Origin of the sequence: Allokutzneria multivorans (assembly GCF_039537405.1) — a bacterium.
GTDB classification, from domain to species: Bacteria; Actinomycetota; Actinomycetes; order Mycobacteriales; family Pseudonocardiaceae; genus Allokutzneria; species Allokutzneria multivorans.
Window position 1 is genome coordinate 1,011,798 of sequence record NZ_BAABAL010000005.1, and the last position, 16,631, is coordinate 1,028,428.

Annotated in this window: 16 protein-coding genes; 10 read left to right on the forward strand and 6 right to left on the reverse strand. The window is 70.4% G+C overall.

Translation table 11 applies throughout. From position 1 onward, the window contains the following. Positions 1 to 21 precede the first annotated feature (21 nt). Positions 22 to 1,284, forward strand: coding sequence for a sensor histidine kinase (locus ABD798_RS08760; protein ID WP_425549179.1), 1,263 nt, complete (start codon positions 22 to 24; stop codon positions 1,282 to 1,284). A 69-nt stretch (positions 1,285 to 1,353) separates the two neighbouring features. Beyond that, a complete protein-coding gene (locus tag ABD798_RS08765) occupies positions 1,354 to 2,013 on the forward strand; it encodes a response regulator (RefSeq protein WP_086818661.1) in 660 nt (219 codons plus the stop codon). Between the two features lie 21 nt (positions 2,014 to 2,034). Here the strand turns inward: ABD798_RS08765 and ABD798_RS08770 are convergent, their stop codons facing one another. Both ABD798_RS08770 and ABD798_RS08775 read right to left on the reverse strand, forming a co-directional pair. Next, a complete protein-coding gene (locus ABD798_RS08770; RefSeq protein ID WP_344872479.1) occupies positions 2,035 to 2,469 on the reverse strand; it encodes a PPOX class F420-dependent oxidoreductase in 435 nt (144 codons plus the stop codon). 189 nt (positions 2,470 to 2,658) lie between these two features. After that, positions 2,659 to 3,108, reverse strand: coding sequence for a universal stress protein (locus ABD798_RS08775; protein WP_344872481.1), 450 nt, complete (start codon positions 3,106 to 3,108; stop codon positions 2,659 to 2,661). Positions 3,109 to 3,499: 391 nt separating this feature from the next. Between ABD798_RS08775 and ABD798_RS08780 the strand changes: the two genes are divergently transcribed. The 6 genes from ABD798_RS08780 (at position 3,500) to ABD798_RS08805 (ending at position 10,773) form a co-directional block, all read left to right on the forward strand. Then, positions 3,500 to 4,114 carry a hypothetical protein gene (locus tag ABD798_RS08780; RefSeq protein WP_344872483.1) on the forward strand — a complete coding sequence of 205 codons (615 nt, stop codon included), beginning with the start codon at positions 3,500 to 3,502 and terminating at the stop codon, positions 4,112 to 4,114. 36 nt (positions 4,115 to 4,150) lie between these two features. Further along, a complete protein-coding gene (locus ABD798_RS08785; protein ID WP_344872484.1) occupies positions 4,151 to 5,989 on the forward strand; it encodes an Hsp70 family protein in 1,839 nt (612 codons plus the stop codon). 31 nt (positions 5,990 to 6,020) lie between these two features. Next, a complete protein-coding gene (trmB, locus tag ABD798_RS08790) occupies positions 6,021 to 6,740 on the forward strand; it encodes a tRNA (guanosine(46)-N7)-methyltransferase TrmB (protein ID WP_344872485.1) in 720 nt (239 codons plus the stop codon). Positions 6,741 to 6,905: 165 nt separating this feature from the next. Continuing rightward, complete coding sequence (locus tag ABD798_RS08795) at positions 6,906 to 8,078, forward strand: nitric oxide synthase oxygenase (protein ID WP_344872487.1); 1,173 nt, start codon at positions 6,906 to 6,908, stop codon at positions 8,076 to 8,078. A gap of 115 nt (positions 8,079 to 8,193) precedes the next feature. Continuing rightward, the gene (locus ABD798_RS08800) at positions 8,194 to 9,414 is read left to right on the forward strand and encodes a VanZ family protein (protein WP_344872489.1); all 1,221 of its coding nucleotides are present in this window, start codon (positions 8,194 to 8,196) and stop codon (positions 9,412 to 9,414) included. Between the two features lie 27 nt (positions 9,415 to 9,441). Continuing rightward, positions 9,442 to 10,773, forward strand: a complete 1,332-nt coding sequence (locus ABD798_RS08805) for an amidohydrolase family protein (protein ID WP_344872491.1) — start codon at positions 9,442 to 9,444, stop codon at positions 10,771 to 10,773. 136 nt (positions 10,774 to 10,909) lie between these two features. On the opposite strand, the gene ABD798_RS08810 is transcribed toward ABD798_RS08805, so the two are convergent. Then, complete coding sequence (locus tag ABD798_RS08810; protein WP_344872493.1) at positions 10,910 to 11,596, reverse strand: SDR family oxidoreductase; 687 nt, start codon at positions 11,594 to 11,596, stop codon at positions 10,910 to 10,912. 54 nt (positions 11,597 to 11,650) lie between these two features. On the opposite strand from ABD798_RS08810, the gene ABD798_RS08815 reads away from it, so the two are divergent. Next, positions 11,651 to 12,958, forward strand: a complete 1,308-nt coding sequence (locus ABD798_RS08815; protein WP_344872495.1) for an MFS transporter — start codon at positions 11,651 to 11,653, stop codon at positions 12,956 to 12,958. Here the strand turns inward: ABD798_RS08815 and ABD798_RS08820 are convergent. After that, complete coding sequence (locus tag ABD798_RS08820) at positions 12,937 to 13,329, reverse strand: hypothetical protein (RefSeq protein ID WP_344872497.1); 393 nt, start codon at positions 13,327 to 13,329, stop codon at positions 12,937 to 12,939. The two genes, ABD798_RS08815 and ABD798_RS08820, sit on opposite strands and share 22 nt — an antisense overlap. 136 nt (positions 13,330 to 13,465) lie before the next feature. Between ABD798_RS08820 and ABD798_RS08825 the strand changes: the two genes are divergently transcribed. Next, on the forward strand, positions 13,466 to 13,828 hold the full coding sequence (locus ABD798_RS08825) for a hypothetical protein (RefSeq protein WP_344872499.1): 363 nt from the start codon (positions 13,466 to 13,468) through the stop codon (positions 13,826 to 13,828). Between the two features lie 67 nt (positions 13,829 to 13,895). Here ABD798_RS08825 and ABD798_RS08830 read toward each other — a convergent pair whose 3' ends face one another. Beyond that, positions 13,896 to 15,965, reverse strand: a complete 2,070-nt coding sequence (locus ABD798_RS08830; RefSeq protein WP_344872943.1) for a PhoX family protein — start codon at positions 15,963 to 15,965, stop codon at positions 13,896 to 13,898. A gap of 138 nt (positions 15,966 to 16,103) precedes the next feature. Then, positions 16,104 to 16,547: a MarR family winged helix-turn-helix transcriptional regulator gene (locus ABD798_RS08835; RefSeq protein ID WP_344872501.1), complete on the reverse strand. Its 444-nt coding sequence runs from the start codon at positions 16,545 to 16,547 to the stop codon at positions 16,104 to 16,106. Between the last annotated feature and the right edge of the window lie 84 nt (positions 16,548 to 16,631).

A 16,631-nucleotide genomic window follows, 5' to 3' on the forward strand; every position in this document is an offset into this window, starting at 1 on the left:
GCCTCGCCGAAGCGTGAGCAAATGTCAGACCTCGGAGGGACGCCGCGCCGGGGTCGCTTACCTAACCTCACGAGCGTGCGGCGGCTCAGTCTGTGGTTGCGTACCCACCCCCTGGTGGGCGACACGATCATGGTCGCGTTCCTGATCCTGCTCGACGTGCTGCTCTGGGAGATCTTCAAGGTCTCCCCGGAGAACTACTACTCCGTCGGCGCGCTGCTGCTCTGCCCGCTGATCATCCGCCGCCGCCAGCCGGTGTTCGCCGCGTCGATCATCGCCTTCGGCGCGGTGCTGCGGATCTTCACCCACCCCGACGACCTCTCGCTGCCGAGGGTCGCCGAGTTCGGCATGTTCATCGCGCTCTACACCCTGGTGCTGCTGGGCAACCGCAAGGTCGCCGCCGCCTACCTGGTGTTCTCCCTCGCCCAGAGCGCGCTGCTGATCAGCCGCGCCTACAACGAGAACCCGAACGCCCCCGATGCCGTGGAATGGCTGTTGATCAACGTTTTCTGGTCGGTCGCGCTGCCCGCCTTCTGCTGGCTGCTCGCCGAGTTCGTGGCGGCGAGACGGGCCTACCACGCCGAGGTGGAGCAGCGGCTGCGCATGCTGGAGCTGGAGCGCGACCAGCAGACCAAGATCGCGGTGGCCCAGGAGCGCACCAGGATCGCCCGCGAGCTGCACGACGTCGTCGCGCACGCGGTGAGCGTGATCATCGTGCAGGCCGACGGCGCGAGCTTCGTGATCAAGGACCAACCCGCGATCGCCGAGCGCTCGTTGAAGACCATCGCCAGCACCGGGCGGCAGGCGCTGAACGAGCTGCGCAGGCTGCTCGGCGTGCTGCGCGCGGAGGACGAGAACCCGGAGATGGTGCCGCAGCCCAACGCCGGGCAGCTGACGGAGCTGGTGGACAAGGTCCGCTCGGTCGGGCTGCCGGTCGAGCTGGAGCTGACCGGGGACCTGGACAAGCTGCCGACCGGCGTCGGCCTCGGCATCTACCGGATAGTCCAGGAAGCGCTGACCAACATCCTCAAGCACGCCGGACCGGGCGCGATGGCCACGGTGCGGGTGGAGCGGCGCGAGGACGCGGTGACCGTCCAGGTGCTCGACGACGGCTTCGGCACCCCGGGCGACCTGGTCACCGGCGGCAACGGGCTGATCGGCATGCGCGAGCGCGCCGCGGTCTACGGCGGGACGCTGGACGCGGGCCCGCGCGAGGGCGGCGGGTGGCGGGTGAACGCCCTGCTGCCGCTCACCCCTCGGCCGACCGGGCCCAACCCGGTGCGCTGATCGCGTTCATCACGAATCTCATCCTCCCTGGCCTGCCCATGGCGGACGGGGCGCTCTAAGCTCGCCTTCGTGATTCGCGTGATGCTGGTGGACGACCAAGAGCTCATGCGCATGGGGTTCCGCATGGTGCTCGACGCCCAGGAGGACCTGGAGGTCATCGGCGAGGCCGGTGACGGCGACGCCGCCGTGCGGCTGGCCGCCAAGCTCCAGCCCGACGTCGTGCTGATGGACGTCCGGATGCCCCTGCTGGACGGGGTCGAGGCGACGAAGCGGATCACCGGCGACGGCAGCTCCAAGGTGCTCGTGATGACCACCTTCGACCTCGACGAGTACGTGCTGGCCGCGCTGCGCAACGGCGCCAGCGGCTTCCTGCTCAAGGACACCCCGCCCGCCGACCTCGTCTCGGCGCTGCGCGCGGTGGCCAGCGGGGACGCGGTCGTCTCCCCCAGCGTGACCCGCCGCCTGCTGGAGCGCTTCCTCGGCGCGCCGGAGTCCGGGCAGCTGCGCGACGCGGCCGTGCTGGAGGTGCTGACCGAGCGCGAGCGCGAGGTGCTGGTGCTGGTCGCCAAGGGCATGTCCAACGCCGAGATCGCGAAGACGCTGTTCCTCTCCGAGGCCACGGTGAAGACCCACGTCGGCCGCATCCTGTCCAAGCTCGACCTGCGCGACCGCGTGCAGGCCGTGGTGCTCGCCTACGAGACCGGCCTGGTCCGCCCCGGCGACGCCTGAGCCCAGCACTGCCGCCGTGCGTCAGTCGGCGACGTTGCGGGCGCCGATGAGCTTGTCGACGCGCACGCGGACGAGGAGTTCTCCCGGCACGGCGTTGCGCTTGCCGTACTGCTCGGCGAGGTCCTCGCCCATGTAGCGCGCGGCGATGCGGGTTCCCCAGTGCAGCAACGCTTCCTGGTCCTCGCTGGTGGTGGCGGTCCCGACGACGGTGACGAAGTCGAACGGCGGGCGCTCGTCGTCGAAGCAGATCGCGACGCGGCCGTCCCTGGCGATCGCCTTGCCCTTCACGGTGTCCTTGCCGGTCATGAAGACCAGCTCGTCCCCGTCGACGGCGACCCACACGGGCACGACGTGCGGCGAGCCGTCCTTGCGCACCACCGCGAGCTTGCCGGTCCGCGCGGGCAGCGCGCCGACGAACTCCTTCCACCAGCCTTCAACGGGCTTCGCATGCGACATTCGCCGAGCCTAGGGCGAACGCCGTACTCCTACGAGCTGAGGCACATGCCAGACCCCAGGCGGACGCGGTGGGCGCGGCCAGCGGCGATGGTGGAGCCCGACGCACGCGGTGCGCCGTTCAGCGGACACACCGATGCCGAGGTCCGGGCTGCCTTCGGGGGCCGGCCCGGCCCTCGGCCGGCGGCTCGCTCACGGATCGGGCCGCACCACCAGCACGGGGCACTTCGCGCCCCGGACGCACTGGTCGGCGACCGGGCCGGGTGAGCGCCCGCCGCTGTGGCTGATGACCAGCAGTTCCGCCGCCTCCGACATCGCGAGCAGCGCCTCGGGCGAGCGGACGTGCACCACGTGCACGTGGATCTCCAGGTTCTGGTTCTCCCCGAGCTGCTTGCGCGCGAGCTTGTCGGTGACCTCGGCGAGCCAGGTCTCGTACTCCGACAGCGCGGGCACCGACCCGGGCGGACAGCTGGGCGGGCGCGGCGCGGTGCGCAACGTCCACTCACGGACCACGTGCAACGCGCAGCCCCGTCGGTCGGCTTCCTCGATGGCCGTGCGCAGTGCACGGGCGGACTTCAGCCCGTCGACTCCCACCACGACGCCACCGACTATCCGCGGTAGTTCCACCGTGCGAGTTCCCATCGACTCAGAAAAGACCAACCCCGGGGTGTTGTCGAGACCACACGCGGGTTGCGCTGAACGTGTGGATCGCGTCAAGAGCTCGTGAACCGGCGCACAAGCACGTGACACCGGTTCGAGATCGGATTCTTATGGAGCTGAGCTGCACAAACGGCTCCTCCGGCGCTATGTCGAAGCGGTGTTTGCCGGTCGGGATACGCCGGATGAGCGAAGGCGAAAGTGATCTCCACGCGGTAGTTTCGAGAGCACGGCGCGATCGTGAGCGACGGGTTGTCGCGCGGTCGCCACTTGCGCAGACCCGATGCGTGACCCGCACCGGGCCACCCCACGAGCGGCACCACGACGGCCGGCAACGGCGCCCGCGTCGCGGTCACGCAGAAGAACCGGTGGACCCATGACCGAACCGCTTCTGAACGCGCACGACGCAGTCCGCACCCCGCGCCCGGGCACGCCGGAGCAGCGGCGCATGGTGATCGGCAGACAGCCCCCGTCCGGGCTCTCCGGCATGCGGGTCTCCTCGGTGCTGGGCCTGGAGTGGTCCATGGCGCTCTCCCGCAGCGGCGCCGCCGAGCTCTCCCGCAGCCCCGCCGACAGCCGCAGGGCCTGGATCCACCGCGCCCCCGAGCGCCAGGTGCTCACCCTCTACCGCGAGGTCGCCGCGGTGTCCCCGGACGCGGCCGCCCCGTGGTGGCTGCGCGCGGTGCGCCGGGGTGACCTGCTGCACCGCGAGGCCGGGTTCACCTTGGAGGACGGGGTGCACGAGCTGCTCTCCGGTCGCCCCGGCTGGGCCTACGTGCCGTGGGTGAACGAGGGCGAGGACGGCTACTGGGAGTACGAGCCCTCCGACAGCGGCGTCTACCAGCCGATCACCGTGCGGCTCACCGACCGGCACCGCGGCTGGGTGGACGTGCTCCCGGCCCAGGTCAACGCCAACGACATCGTCCAGCCGGTCGCGCTGGCCGGTCCCTTCGACCTGCGCGCGCGGATCTCGGAGTTCGAGAGCTGGTAGTTCGAGAGCGCGCGACCCGCCGGGTACGGTCGCCGGGTGCGCGAGCTCTCGGTCGACTTCGGCACCTCCAACACCGTCGCCGCTGTGCGGACCGCGCCCGGCCTGCCACCCAGGCTGCTCGCGGTCGACGGCTGGCCGGTGCTGCCCTCCGCGGTGTGGCTCGCCCCGGACGGGCAGCTGGTGGTGGGCCGCGACGCCGAGCGGCAGGCCCGGCTGGACCCCAGCCGCTACGAGCCCAACCCGAAGCGCCGCATCGACGACGTCGAGGTGCTGCTGGGTGACCGGGTCATCCCCGTCGTCGAGCTGATCGCCGCGGTGCTGCGCCGGGTCGCCGACGAGGCGCGCAGGCAGCTCGGCGGGGAGCCGGACCGCGTCGTGCTGACCCATCCCGCCGACTGGCGGCTGATCCGCTGCAACACGCTGCGCGCCGCCGCGCGAGCCGCGGGCTGGGCGGGCCCGGTGCAGCTGCTGGCCGAGCCGGTCGCGGCGGCGGCGCACTTCGCGGAGAACGGGGCGGTCGTCGCTCCGGGCCAGGCGCTGGTGGTCTACGACCTCGGCGGCGGCACGACGGACACCGCCGTGGTGCAGCGCATCGGCCAGGACGACTGGCAGGTGCTCGCCGAGGCAGGGCTGTCCGACGTGGGCGGGACCGACTTCGACCAGGCGCTGACCGAGCACGTGCGCGCGACCGTGGACCGCGACCATCCACTGTGGACAGAGATCCGGCGCCCGGGGACCGCTGCCGCTCGCCGAGCCGCGCGCACCCTCGCCGACGACATCCGCGCGGGCAAGGAGGCGTTGTCGCGCTACCCGCAGACCGACATCCCGCTTCCCGATCCGCTTCCGGACGCGCACGTCACGCGCGCTGAGCTGGAAGCGTTGGTGCGCCCCGGGATCGAGCGCACGGTGTCGATGCTCAGCGGCACGATCGCGTCCTCGGGGCTCGACCGCTCGCGCTTCGCCGGGATCTACCTGGTCGGCGGCGGGACGCGGATGCCGTTGGTGGCTCAGGTGATCAATGACCGGCTCGGCGTGCTGCCGGTCGCCGTCGAGTCACCGGAGAGCACGGTCGTCGTCGGCGCGCTGTCCATTCCGCCGATGCAGGACGCGACCGACCCGCAGGAGCGCTACCCGCACCAGCACGGGCACCCGGGCTACGTCGGGCACCGCGCGCAGCCGCTGCCGCCGACACCGCCTGTCCCGTCCCCGGCGCTGAGCATGTCCATGCCGCCGCTGGGCCAGTCCACGGTTCCCAGGCGCAACCGGGGCAAGCTGGTCGGCATCGGGATGGGCGTGCTCGGCCTCGGCGCGCTGGCCGTCGTGGCGGTGCTGATGATCGTCAACGGCGGCCGGGGCACTCTGCCGAGCGATCCTGGCAACCCCGGCACACCCAGCCGTTCGTCCTCGCCGAACGTTCCGGCCGGTGACAAGGACGCGCCGTTCGGCACCGACGCTGAGCTGCGGGAGTTCGCGGGCAAGGCCGTCGACCGCGCGCAGAGCTGCAAGACGTACTCCTCGCCCACCGTCGACCTGGTGCTCAGGGCACGGACGAAGGTGCAGTGCGAGTACAAGGTGGACGGGCAGGACCGCCCGATGTTCGCGAGCTTCTTCGCCACCGACACGGCGGGCGCCTGCACGACGTTCGCCAGCAGTTTCGCGATCGCGGCGCAGCCGGGCGGCGAGGGGACGTGGAGCGGGGCGGGGCGCTCGGGGACCTGGCGCGACTACACGGTCGCCGCGGTGCGGGCGTCGACGACGATCTACCTGGACACCGGCGGAAAGCTGTGCGGCGTCGTCGAGTCCGAGGAGGGCTCCGGAGTGGCCGCCGACGTCGTGCACCGCTTCTGGGAGACGCAGGTCAAACCCGGCGTCTGAGCTGCTGGGCGGCAATGACAGCATCGTGGGCGTGACCTCCAGCGAGCAGCGTCCGTCGCACTGGCGGACGATCGTGAGTTACGTCCAGCGCGGCGAGCGGCAGACGGTCGGCCAGGACAGGGCGTGGAACCAGTACTGGGCCGATCTCGGCAAGCACGTCGAAGAGCTGCCCGAGGGCCCACTGGACTTCGACGCCTGGTTCGGCAGGCGCGCCCCGGTGCTGCTGGAGATCGGCTCCGGCATGGGTGAGGCCACCTCGCTGCTCGCGCGGGACGCCCCGGAGATCAACTACGTCGCGGCCGAGGTCTACAAGCCCGGGCTGTCCCAGCTGCTGCTGCGGGCCGAGGAGCACGACCTGAAGAACCTGCGGCTGCTGCGCGGGGACGCGGTGCGGCTGCTGCACGACCACGTCGCACCGGACTCGCTGCACGGCGTGCGGCTGTACTTCCCGGACCCGTGGCCGAAGACCAAGCACCACAAGCGCCGCATCGTGCAGCCGGAGTTCGTCGCGCTCGTCGCGTCGCGGCTCGCGCCCGGCGGGGTGTTCCACATGGCCACCGACTGGCAGCACTACGCCGACCAGATGCTGGAGGTGTGCTCGGCCGAGCCGTCGCTGCGCAACCAGCACGACGGCTGGGCGCCCCGCCCGGACTTCCGCCCGGTGACCAAGTTCGAGCAGCGCGCCCGGGTCGAGGGACGGATCTCCAGGGACCTTTTCTTCGAACGCGTTCAGGTTTCCGCTGAGGCGTGAAGCGCCAGCGCGTATCACCCTGACGGGTAGTCAAGTCTCCTGTTGATCATGCCGAGTGCGCACGCTGCGTTGCGCTGGCCACGATCGAGTGGGAAGCCTTGACCTGGGACTTTGCCCCATCTGGTAGTGACGAGTCACGGGCGTTTCCGAGTACGGTTCCCGCCCGTGACCGCACTCCGTGACGAGCTGATCACCCTCTCGACGGGTTCGGGGAACCCGTCCGGGCGGATCACTGACATCGCCGCCGCCGAAGAGTTCCTGCGCATGTTCCACGACTCGCACTCCGACGCGGGTCCGCTCGGGAAGCGCCTGACACAGGTCCGCGCGGAGATCGAGAAGACGGGCACGTACCGGCACACACCGGCCGAGCTGGCCTACGGCGCCCGCGTCGCGCTGCGCGACAGCGGCTGGTGCACCAGCGGGCTGCCGTGGCGCCGGCTCAAGGTCCGGGACCTGCGCGGGGTGCGCAAGACGGCCGCGGTCGCCACGGAGTGCTTCGAGCACCTGCGCCTGGCCACCGCCAACGGCAAGGTGCACCCGCTGATCACCGTGTTCGCGCCGGACACGCCGGACCGGCCGGGACCGTGCATCTGGAACGAGCAGCTCGTCCGCTACGCGGGCCACCGCGACAAGTCCGGGCGCGTCACGGGCGACCCGCGCTACGCCGACTTCACCGAGGCCGTCACGCGGATGGGGTGGCAGCCGCCGGAGCCGCGCGGCCGGTTCGACCCGCTGCCGCTGGTGGTGGAGACCTACGACGAGGGGCCGCACTGCTTCTCCGTGCCCGCCGACGTGGTGCGCGAGGTGGAACTGACCCACCCCGAGCTGACGTGGTTCGGCGAGCTGGGGCTGCGCTGGCACGCCGTCCCGGTGATCGCCAACATGCGGCTGCACATCGGCGGCGTCGACTACCCGGCCGCGCCGGTCAACAGCTGGTTCGTCGGCGCGGAGATCGGCACCAGGAGCCTGGCCGACGAGGGCGGCTACGGCGTGGCCCGCGAGGTGGCCGAACGGCTCGGCCTCGACACCTCCAGCGAGCGGACGCTGTGGCGGGACCGGGCGGTCGTCGAGCTCAACCGCGCGGTGCTGCACTCCTTCGACAGCGAGGGCATGACGATCACCGACCACCACGCCGAGGCCCAGCACCGGCTGGCGTGGCTGCGCAACCGGCAGCGCACACGCGGCAACCGACCGGCCTTCCGCGTGGACCCCGACACCGCGCAGCGCGCGCGGCAGGGTGCGCCCGAGAAGTTCCCCGCCGGGTCGATGGAGGCCACCGAACCGCAGCACGGCAGCCGGCTCGCCGCGCTGTTGCGCCAGCGCCTCGGCAGCTCCTGAGGCTTACAACGGTTTACGGGGGTCCCCGACGGGGTCATTCCTGGCCGAAAAGCGGGGGGACGCCAGCCATCCGGATGATGAGCGTCCTCCGCCCCGGCCCGCAGAATGGTCAGTCGTGTCCCCCTTGTACTTGCAGAGCATCCAGACCGGGTTGCTGTACTTCCTGGTCGCGGGTGTCGCGCTGCTGATCCCGGTCGTCGCCTTCCACTACTTCCGGTTCGGCCGGGTGGAGCCGCGCCGTTCCTTCGTGCTCTACGCGGCGCTGCTCTACGCCCTCGTCGTGCTGGCGCTGGTGTTCATGCCGTTCCCGCCGATCGCCAGCGTGTGCAAGCAGGGGCTCCAGACGACGCAGTGGGTGCCGTTGCAGTTCATCGCCGACATCCAGGCGGAGATGACCAAGCGGAACCTGAGCGGCTTCGGTTCGGCGATCACCAGCAAGTCGATGTTGTCCTTCGCGTTCAACGTCGCGCTGTTCGTGCCGCTGGGCGTGCTGCTGCGCAAGGCCTACGGGCTGAAGCTGCGGTGGGTGGTGGTCGCCGGGTTCCTCGCCTCGCTGGCCGTGGAGATCATCCAGGTGACCGGCAACCTCGGCGTCTACCCGTGCCCGTACCGGCTCTTCGACGTGGACGACCTGATGGCGAACACGTTGGGCGCCACGCTCGGCGGGGTGATCGCCCCGGCCGCGCTGATCGTGCCGAAGGTGTTGCCCGCCAACGAGGTCAGGGCCCAGCTCGACGCGGTCGGGCTGCCAAGGCAGATCGTGGCCTACGGGTTGGACATGCTCCTGTTCGGCTTCGGGCTGCTCGTCTCGCGGGTCGGCCTTGACAGCTCCGCGGCGAACTCGCTGTGGGCGATGCTGGCGATCTTCGTGGTGATCCGTGTTTTGTGCCCGCTTCTCGCCGACGGCTACACGCCCGCGGGCAAGCTGCTGAAGTTCAAGGTGCGCACGGTCGACGGCGATCCGCCGGGACTGGCCAAGCTGGTCGTGCGCGAGGTGTTCGGACCGTTCGGCATGCTCGTGCTGCTGGTCTCGGTGGTGGTCGTCTTCGGGCCGACCGTGCTCGAGGTGATGGACCGCTTCGCCATCGCGCAGACCTACGGCCTGACCCGCAACGAGCTGGTGCTCAGCGTGGCGCTGGCCGGGACGCTCGCCTTCGTGTTCTTCCTGCTCACGCCGGTGTTCCGGAAGGACCAGCGCGCCTGGCACGACCAGGTCGCCGGGCTGCGCTGCGTGCTGGACAACCCGCGCCCCGAGCCCACGACGCACGTCGAGGTGCAGGAGGCCATCGACGAGCTGACCGCCGAGCGGCCGGTGGAGGGGGCGAGGGCGGAATAGCCGGGGGCCGCCTGGCAGTATCCGTCCATGTTGGTATCGCTGCGCCTGAAGGCCCCCGTCGTCCTGCCCTGTGACCCCGAGTGCTCCGTCCTGCGGGACGCCGTCGTCGACGTCGACGCGGACGGCCGGATCGTCCACTGTGGACCGTCGGTGGCCGCGCCGGAGCTGCCCGAGGGCGCTCAGCTGCGCGAGCTGACCGGGATCCTGATGCCGGGCCTGGTGAACACGCACGCGCACACGCCGATGATGCCGCTGCGCGGGCTCGGCGGGGATCTGCCGCTGATGCGCTGGCTGACCGAGGCGATCTGGCCGTCGGAGGCCAAGATGATCGACCGCGACTCCTACGACGGCATGCTGCTCGGCTCGGTGGAGATGCTGCGCGCGGGCGTGACCACCAGCGTGGAGATGTTCTTCCACGGCGAGCACATGGCGCAGGCGGTGCTCGACACCGGCGGTCGCGTGCTGCTCACCCCGGGCATCCTGTCCGCGCCCGGCCTGGAGCGGCTGGGCACCTGGCAGCAGCTCGCCGAGGAGACCACGCGGTGGATCGACACCGACGGCCTGCGCTTCGGCCCCGGTGAGCGGATCGAGGTGGGCTACGGCCCGCACTCCGCCTACACGCTGCCGCCCGAGGCCATCGCGGAGATCTCCCAGCTGGCCCGAGACCGCGGCGCGCTGATGCACATCCACGTCGCGGAAACCCTTGCGGAGGACGCGAAGCAGCGCGCGGAGCACGGTTCCGTGCCGCAGCTGCTCGAGAAGATCGGGGCGCTCGGTGGCCGCGTGCTCGCCGCGCACGCCGTGCACCTCTCCGACTCCGACATCGAGATCTTCCAGCGCTACGACGTCGCCGTCGCGCACTGCCCGAACTCCAACGCGAAGCTCGCGTCGGGCACCGCGCGGTTGCTGGACCTGTTGGGCGCCAACGTCCGCGTCGGCCTCGGCACGGACGGCCCCGCGAGCAACGACGACCTCGACGTCTGGGACGAGGTCCGCCTCGCCGCGCTGCTCGCCCGCCTCGACCGGGGTGACGCCGCCGCGCTGACCGCACCGCGCGCGCTGCTGCTCGCCACCCGCGACGGCGCCGCGTCCGTCGGCCGCTCCGACATCGGCTCGCTGGAGCCCGGTCGCTGGGCCGACGTCGTGCACGTTGACGTCGACAGCCCCGCCTTCCCGCGCGGCACCGACGCCCCCGACGTGCAACTGCTGTCCAACCTCGTGTGGTCCGCCGCGGCCAGCCAGGTCACCGACGTGTGGGTCGCCGGCCAGCACGTCATCGCCGACCACGAGCCCACCCGCGTCGACCGCGCCAAGGCCCAGGCCGAAGTCCGCCGCATCGCCGACCGCATCGCCAGCTGACGCCGTTTTCGCCCTGAACGGGTCGTTTGGGTACTTGAACGCACTGAACGGGTCGTTTAGTGCGTTAGAAGCCCTGAACGGGTCGTTTGGTGCGTTGAGCGCACTGAACGGGTCGTTCAGGGCTTCAACGTGGGGGTCAGAGGCGGGGGTCGGGGCGGACCACCAGGTCGGTGAGGTGGGCGTCGCGGGGGGCGGTGATGGCCATGAAGACCGCGCCCGCGACGGATTGGGGCTGGAGGTACTTGTCGGGCTCGTAGGCGCCGCCCTCGGCCTCGCGCACGCCGCGCTGCATGTCGGTGGCGGTGCGGCCGGGGTGCACGGAGGTCACCCGAAGCGAGGGCTCCTCGCCGCGCAGGCCGTCCGCGAACGCCCGGAGTGCGAACTTGCTCGCGGCGTAAGCGGTCCAGCCGGGGTTGACGCGCAGCCCGGCGCCGGAGTTGATCACGATCACGTGGCCCTGGGCGGAGCGCAGTGCGGGCAGCAGGAGGCGGGTCAGCTCGGCGACGGCGATGACGTTGACCTCCATGGTCCTGCGCCAGGTGGCCACGGTCGTCTCCGCGACGGTGCCCAGCGAGGACACGCCCGCGCTGTGCACGAGCACGTCCAGGCGGGGGATGCCGGAGGTGGCCGCCGCGAGCGCCGCCGAGTCGGTGAGCTCGACGGGCCACGGCCGCGCGTCGGGCAGCGAGCGCGCGAACTGGTGCAGCGCCTCCAGGTCCCGCCCGCCGAGCAGCAGGTGGTGGCTGGGCGCGAGCAGCTCGGCGACGCGGCGGCCGATACCCCTTGTCGCCCCGGTCACCAACGCAACAGGTCGTGAGTCCATGCGCCTGACCCTACGGGGGTTGACGGATCGGCCGCGCTGACCTGGGATGTCGCGATGGACACCGACGTTCTCCGGTCCCGGGTGATGCGCAAGGTCGCGCTGCGGCTGGTGCCCTTCCTCGGGCTGCTGTACTTCATCAACTACCTGGACCGGGTGAACATCGGCTTCGCCGGGCCGAACGGGATGACCAAGGAGCTCGGGCTCACCGCGACCGCGTTCGGGCTGGCCTCCGGGGTGTTCTTCATCGGCTACCTGCTGCTGGAGGTGCCGAGCAACCTGGCGCTGCACCGCTTCGGCGCGCGCAGGTGGATCGCGCGGATCATGGCCAGCTGGGGCGTGATCGCCACCGCGATGGCGTTCATCCCCAACGAGACCACGTTGCTGGTGCTGCGCTTCCTGCTCGGCGTCGCCGAAGCGGGCTTCTTCCCCGGCATCATCCTGTACCTGACGTACTGGTTCCCCGCGTCGGAGCGCGCCCGCGTCGTCGCGCTGTTCATGGCGGCCGTGCCGATCTCCAGCGCGATCGGCGCCACCGTGTCGAGCCTGCTGATCAGCTACGGCGACGGGATCTTCGGGCTGACCGGGTGGCGGTTCATGTTCCTCGCCGAGGGCCTTCCCGCGCTGCTGCTGGCCGTGGCGACCTGGTTCTACCTCACCGATCGGCCGAGCGAGGCGAAGTGGCTGACGGAGCAGGAGCGCGACTGGCTGAGCTCGACCCTGGCCGCCGAGGAGAAGGCCACTCAGGACGCGCACGCGGGGTGGACCCTGAAGAAGGCGCTGACCAGCCCGCGCATCCTCGCGCTCGCCGTGGTCTACGGCGGCATCGTGTACGGCCTGTACGCGCTGAGCTTCTTCCTGCCGACCATCATCGCGGGCTTCGAGCAGCAGTTCGGCACGAAGTACGGGGTCATCGAGCGCGGCCTGATCAACAGCGTGCCGTACGCGGTCGCGGCCGTGGTGATGGTGCTCTGGGCCAAGCACGGCGACCGCACCGGAGAGCGGACCTGGCACGTGGCGCTGCCCGCGCTCATCGGCGGACTGGCCATCCCGGTCGCGCTCTACCTCGGCAACCCGGTGGCGGCGATGATCGCCGTGACGGTGTGCGCGGTCGGCGTGTGCTCGGCGATGCCCACGTTCTGGGCGTTGCCGACGACGTTCCTGTCCGGCGTCGCGGCGGCCGGAGCCATCGGGCTGATCAACTCGCTCGGCAACCTCTCCGGCTTCGCCGCGCCGTACATCACCGGAGCGCTCTCGGACCTCACCGGCACGCAGCGCGCGGGCATGTGGGTGGTCGGCGGGGCGATGGTGCTCTCCGCCGTGGTGGTGCTCGTGCTGAAGCGTCAGCGACCCAGCCGCACGTAGCGGATGTATCGGCTGGTCGCGGGAAGCCACACGAGCACGGTGGCTATGGCGGAGCCTGCGGTGATCAAGATCAGGAGCGTCGTTCGGACGCCGCCCGCGCCGGGCATGGCGGACACGGCCGTGGTGGTGACCAGCATCGCGACCGCGACGATGCTGAACCCGTACCTGGGGCCGCGAAAGCCCGCGCGCAGCTTCACCGCGCCCACCAGTACGGACGCGCTGAGCGCCCACCACATGATCGTGAAGAAGTACATGGGGGGCTGGAGGAACCCGAGGACGGCCATCAGCCCGCCGAGAACCGCCCAGCAGGTGACTGCCGCGGTGACTGTCGCGGGCCGGGCCGGACGGGGAACGTCGTGTGCGTGGTTCACCTCCCGGACGTTAGGGATCGCAGCCGGGACCGGTCCCACGATCGGGCGCCGACGTTGTCAAGATCCGCGAAATGCTTGAGGTCCCCCAACTCCGTCGTCTATCCACAAAGGACACAAACCTGTTGGGGGATATTCGATGTTGAAGCGAATCGGTGCCGCTCTGCTGGTGAGCGCCGCCGCCGCGACCATGACCACGCTCGCCGCCGCTCCCGCCTCGGCGGCGGAGGAGGTGCGCTCGCACTGCGGTCACGGGGTCTGCGTCGCGGTCCGGATCGACTACCGGTGGTCGCGTTACGCCAGGGTCGTGGACATGACGGTGTCCACGGTGAACAAGGAGCCCGCGAAGCTGCACGGTTTCATCGCGGACTGGAGCCGCTGGGCGGACAACTCCAAGAACCAGTTCTGGAGGGTCGGGCAGGACTTCGACCGCAGCACCTGGGCCTGCGGTGAGGCGTGGGTCGGCGCGCACATGATCGACCGTCCCTGCGTACGGATCTGACGCGGCGGAACGAGAAGGGGCACCCTCCACAGTGGAGGGTGCCCCTTCTCCTTGCTGGGCGAGCAGATCAGCGACCGATACGGCCGCCGTCCTTCTTGAACACCGCGACGACCGACGGGCGCGGCTGGCTGGTGCCGCCGTCCGGCCAGTGCGAGGCGGGCTTCTCGACGGTGGCGCCGTCGAGCTCGCCGGGGTGCTGCACGGACACGAGCACGTGCCGCTCGGTGATGATCGGGCCGCAGCACTCCGCGCCGATCGGCACCGTCAGGAACTGCTTGACGTGGCCGCGCTCCTTGCCCTCCAGCGGCAGCGCGAACAGGCCGTCATTCTTGTCCAGCGCGTTGCCGTCGGTGGAGACCCAGAGGTTGCCGTACGGGTCGAACGCGACGTTGTCCGGACAGGAGATCGGGCTGACCTTGGACTTGTCGAAGCCGCCGTAGTAGGTGTCGGCCGCCTTCGGGTCACCGCAGACCAGCAGCAGGTTCCAGGAGAAGCGCGTCGCGGTGTTGTCGCGGCGGTCCTCCTCGATCTCCAGCACCTGGCCGTTCTTGTTGCTGTGCCTGGGGTTGACCTCGGTGGCGACTTCCTTGCCAGCCGGTCCGCGCTCGCTGTTGTTGGTCAGCGCCGCGTAGATGCGTCCGGTCTTCAGGCTCGGCTCGACGTCCTCGGGGCGGTCCATCTTGGTGGCACCGACCTTGTCGGCCGCGATGCGCGCGAAGACGTAGACCTCTTCCGCGGTCATTCCGGGGATGAAGGACTTGTCGTTGTGCGCCAACGGGAGCCACTCGCCGCGGCCGTCGAACTTGCCGTCCTTGGGCAGCTTGCCGGAGCCGTCGATCTCGGCGGCCGGGCTGTTGCCGGTGAACTTGGCCGCGTAGAGCGTGCCGGTGTCGAGCAGCGTCTTGTTGTGCGCGCGGGCCCGCTTGCTGTGGCCCTTCATGAACTTGCCGTCGGAGACGAACTTGTACATGTACTCGAAGCGCTCGTCGTCGCCCATGTACGCGACGACGCGGCCGTCGCGGTTGACGATGACGTTGGCGCCCTCGTGCTTGAACCGGCCGAGCGCGGTGCGCTTGATCGGCGGCTGGTCCGGCTCGAACGGGTCGATCTCCACGATCCAGCCGAACCGGTTCGGCTCGTTGACCTGCTTGGCCAGGTCGAAGCGCGAGTCGAAGCGCTCCCACTTGCGGGTGGTGACCTTGTTGGTCACGCCGTAGCGCTTCATCTGCTCCAGCGTCTTCGGGTCGGTCACCTTGTCGGCGTTGCCGAAGTAGCCGTGGATGTTCTCCTCGCCGGAGAGGATCGTCCCCCACGGGGTGAGGCCGCCGGAGCAGTTGTTCATGGTGCCGAAGACCTTGCGACCGGTCGGGTCGGCGGGCGTCTTGAGGTACTTCGAGCCCGCCGCCGGGCCGCGCACCTCGAAGGCCGTGGTCATGGTGATCCGGCGGTTGTACTTCGGGTCGAGCTTGACCTCCAGCCGGTTGGTGCGGCGGTTGCGCTCGACCCGTACGACGGAGTGCCCGTGCGCCTCCCAGGCGGTCCTGGTCTGGTGCTCGGTGGGGTTGTTCGGGTCCCAGCCTCGGAACATGTACTGCTCGCTGGAGTACTCGTGGCTGCTGACCATGAACCACTTGTCGTGCTCACCGGGGATGGGCACCAGAGCGCAGTAGTCGTTGTTGAAGCCCCACTGCTTGGCCTGGGCCTCGGGCGACTGCTTGTCGATGTCCCACTTCGGCGCGCCGGGGATGACCGGGTCGCCCCAGCGGATCAGGACCTGCTGCTCGTAGCCCTCCGGCACGACGACCGCGTCCAGCTCGTTGGGCTGGACGGGCTTGAAGTCGAGCCCGGCGACGCTGCGGCCCAGGCGGGCCTCCAGGTCCACGTCGACGTCGAGGTCGACGTCGATGCCGGGAGCGGCGGCGGCGGTGCCCGCGAGGGCGGCCGTGCCCGCCGTGGTCAGCGCGAGCGCCGCACCCGCCTTCAGCGCGCCCCTGCGGGAGAGCGCCCTGCGGGCCACATCGGCGAAGTACTCGTTCTCGGAGACGTTGGGCGCGTCGTGTGCGCACTGGTTGTTGCAGCGGTACTCGCAGGTCACCGCTGCCCGGCTGCCCAGGTGGGGGAGCAGCATGGGGAGCATTCGCCGGCCGTCGCGTTCTACCGACACGCGGACCTCCATATCGTCAGCTGGGGAACGCGGTGACGTTAAGCCCGATGAGCGTGCGATGAAAGACCTCTGAGTGAACTCTTCACCAACTGGCCCTGCGTGGTCGGACTGTCACGACCTGTCCAGGTCACGGGGCGGCTGGACCACGAGCCGGTAGAGGGCGGGCAGGGCGGCGTTGATCTTGGTCAGATCTTCCTGGTCCAGCGCGGAGAGCCGCTCCGCGAGGAACTCGTCCCTGGCGGCGGCGAGCTCGTCGGAGAGCCGCTGACCGATCGGTGTGATGTTGACCGTCGTGACCCTGCCGTCCTCCGAATCGCGCTCGCGTTCCACCAGTCCCATGCGTTCGAGGCGGCCGACGAGCTCGGTCATCGACGGCAGCCGGACGCCTTCCTGCTCGGCGAGCGCGCTCATCCGGTACGGGCGGCGGGAGAGCATTCCGAGCACGGAGCTCTGGGTCAGGCTGAGCGACTCCTGCGGGGTCTGCCTGCGCACGACCGAGTAGAGCCGGAACACCAGGGGGCGCAGTGCGCGCGCCAGTTCTGCCGCGGAAGTCACTTCGGCATCCTAACCAGTTATCTTAGGTTACCTAAGTAATCTGAGTCACGCCGGATGTGTCCGTTTGGGGGCGATTTAGGGGCC

What these genes read in the sequence shown, in the direction of transcription:
- ABD798_RS08760 (WP_425549179.1), top strand. Translation starts at nt 22, where the DNA reads ATGTCAGACCTCGGAGGGACGCCGCGCCGGGGTCGCTTACCTAACCTC.
- ABD798_RS08770 (WP_344872479.1), bottom strand. Translation starts at nt 2,469, where the DNA reads ATGTCGCATGCGAAGCCCGTTGAAGGCTGGTGGAAGGAGTTCGTCGGC.
- ABD798_RS08775 (WP_344872481.1), bottom strand. Translation starts at nt 3,108, where the DNA reads ATGGGAACTCGCACGGTGGAACTACCGCGGATAGTCGGTGGCGTCGTG.
- ABD798_RS08780 (WP_344872483.1), top strand. Translation starts at nt 3,500, where the DNA reads ATGACCGAACCGCTTCTGAACGCGCACGACGCAGTCCGCACCCCGCGC.
- ABD798_RS08805 (WP_344872491.1), top strand. Translation starts at nt 9,442, where the DNA reads ATGTTGGTATCGCTGCGCCTGAAGGCCCCCGTCGTCCTGCCCTGTGAC.
- ABD798_RS08810 (WP_344872493.1), bottom strand. Translation starts at nt 11,596, where the DNA reads ATGGACTCACGACCTGTTGCGTTGGTGACCGGGGCGACAAGGGGTATC.
- ABD798_RS08815 (WP_344872495.1), top strand. Translation starts at nt 11,651, where the DNA reads ATGGACACCGACGTTCTCCGGTCCCGGGTGATGCGCAAGGTCGCGCTG.
- ABD798_RS08825 (WP_344872499.1), top strand. Translation starts at nt 13,466, where the DNA reads ATGTTGAAGCGAATCGGTGCCGCTCTGCTGGTGAGCGCCGCCGCCGCG.
- ABD798_RS08830 (WP_344872943.1), bottom strand. Translation starts at nt 15,965, where the DNA reads ATGCTCCCCATGCTGCTCCCCCACCTGGGCAGCCGGGCAGCGGTGACC.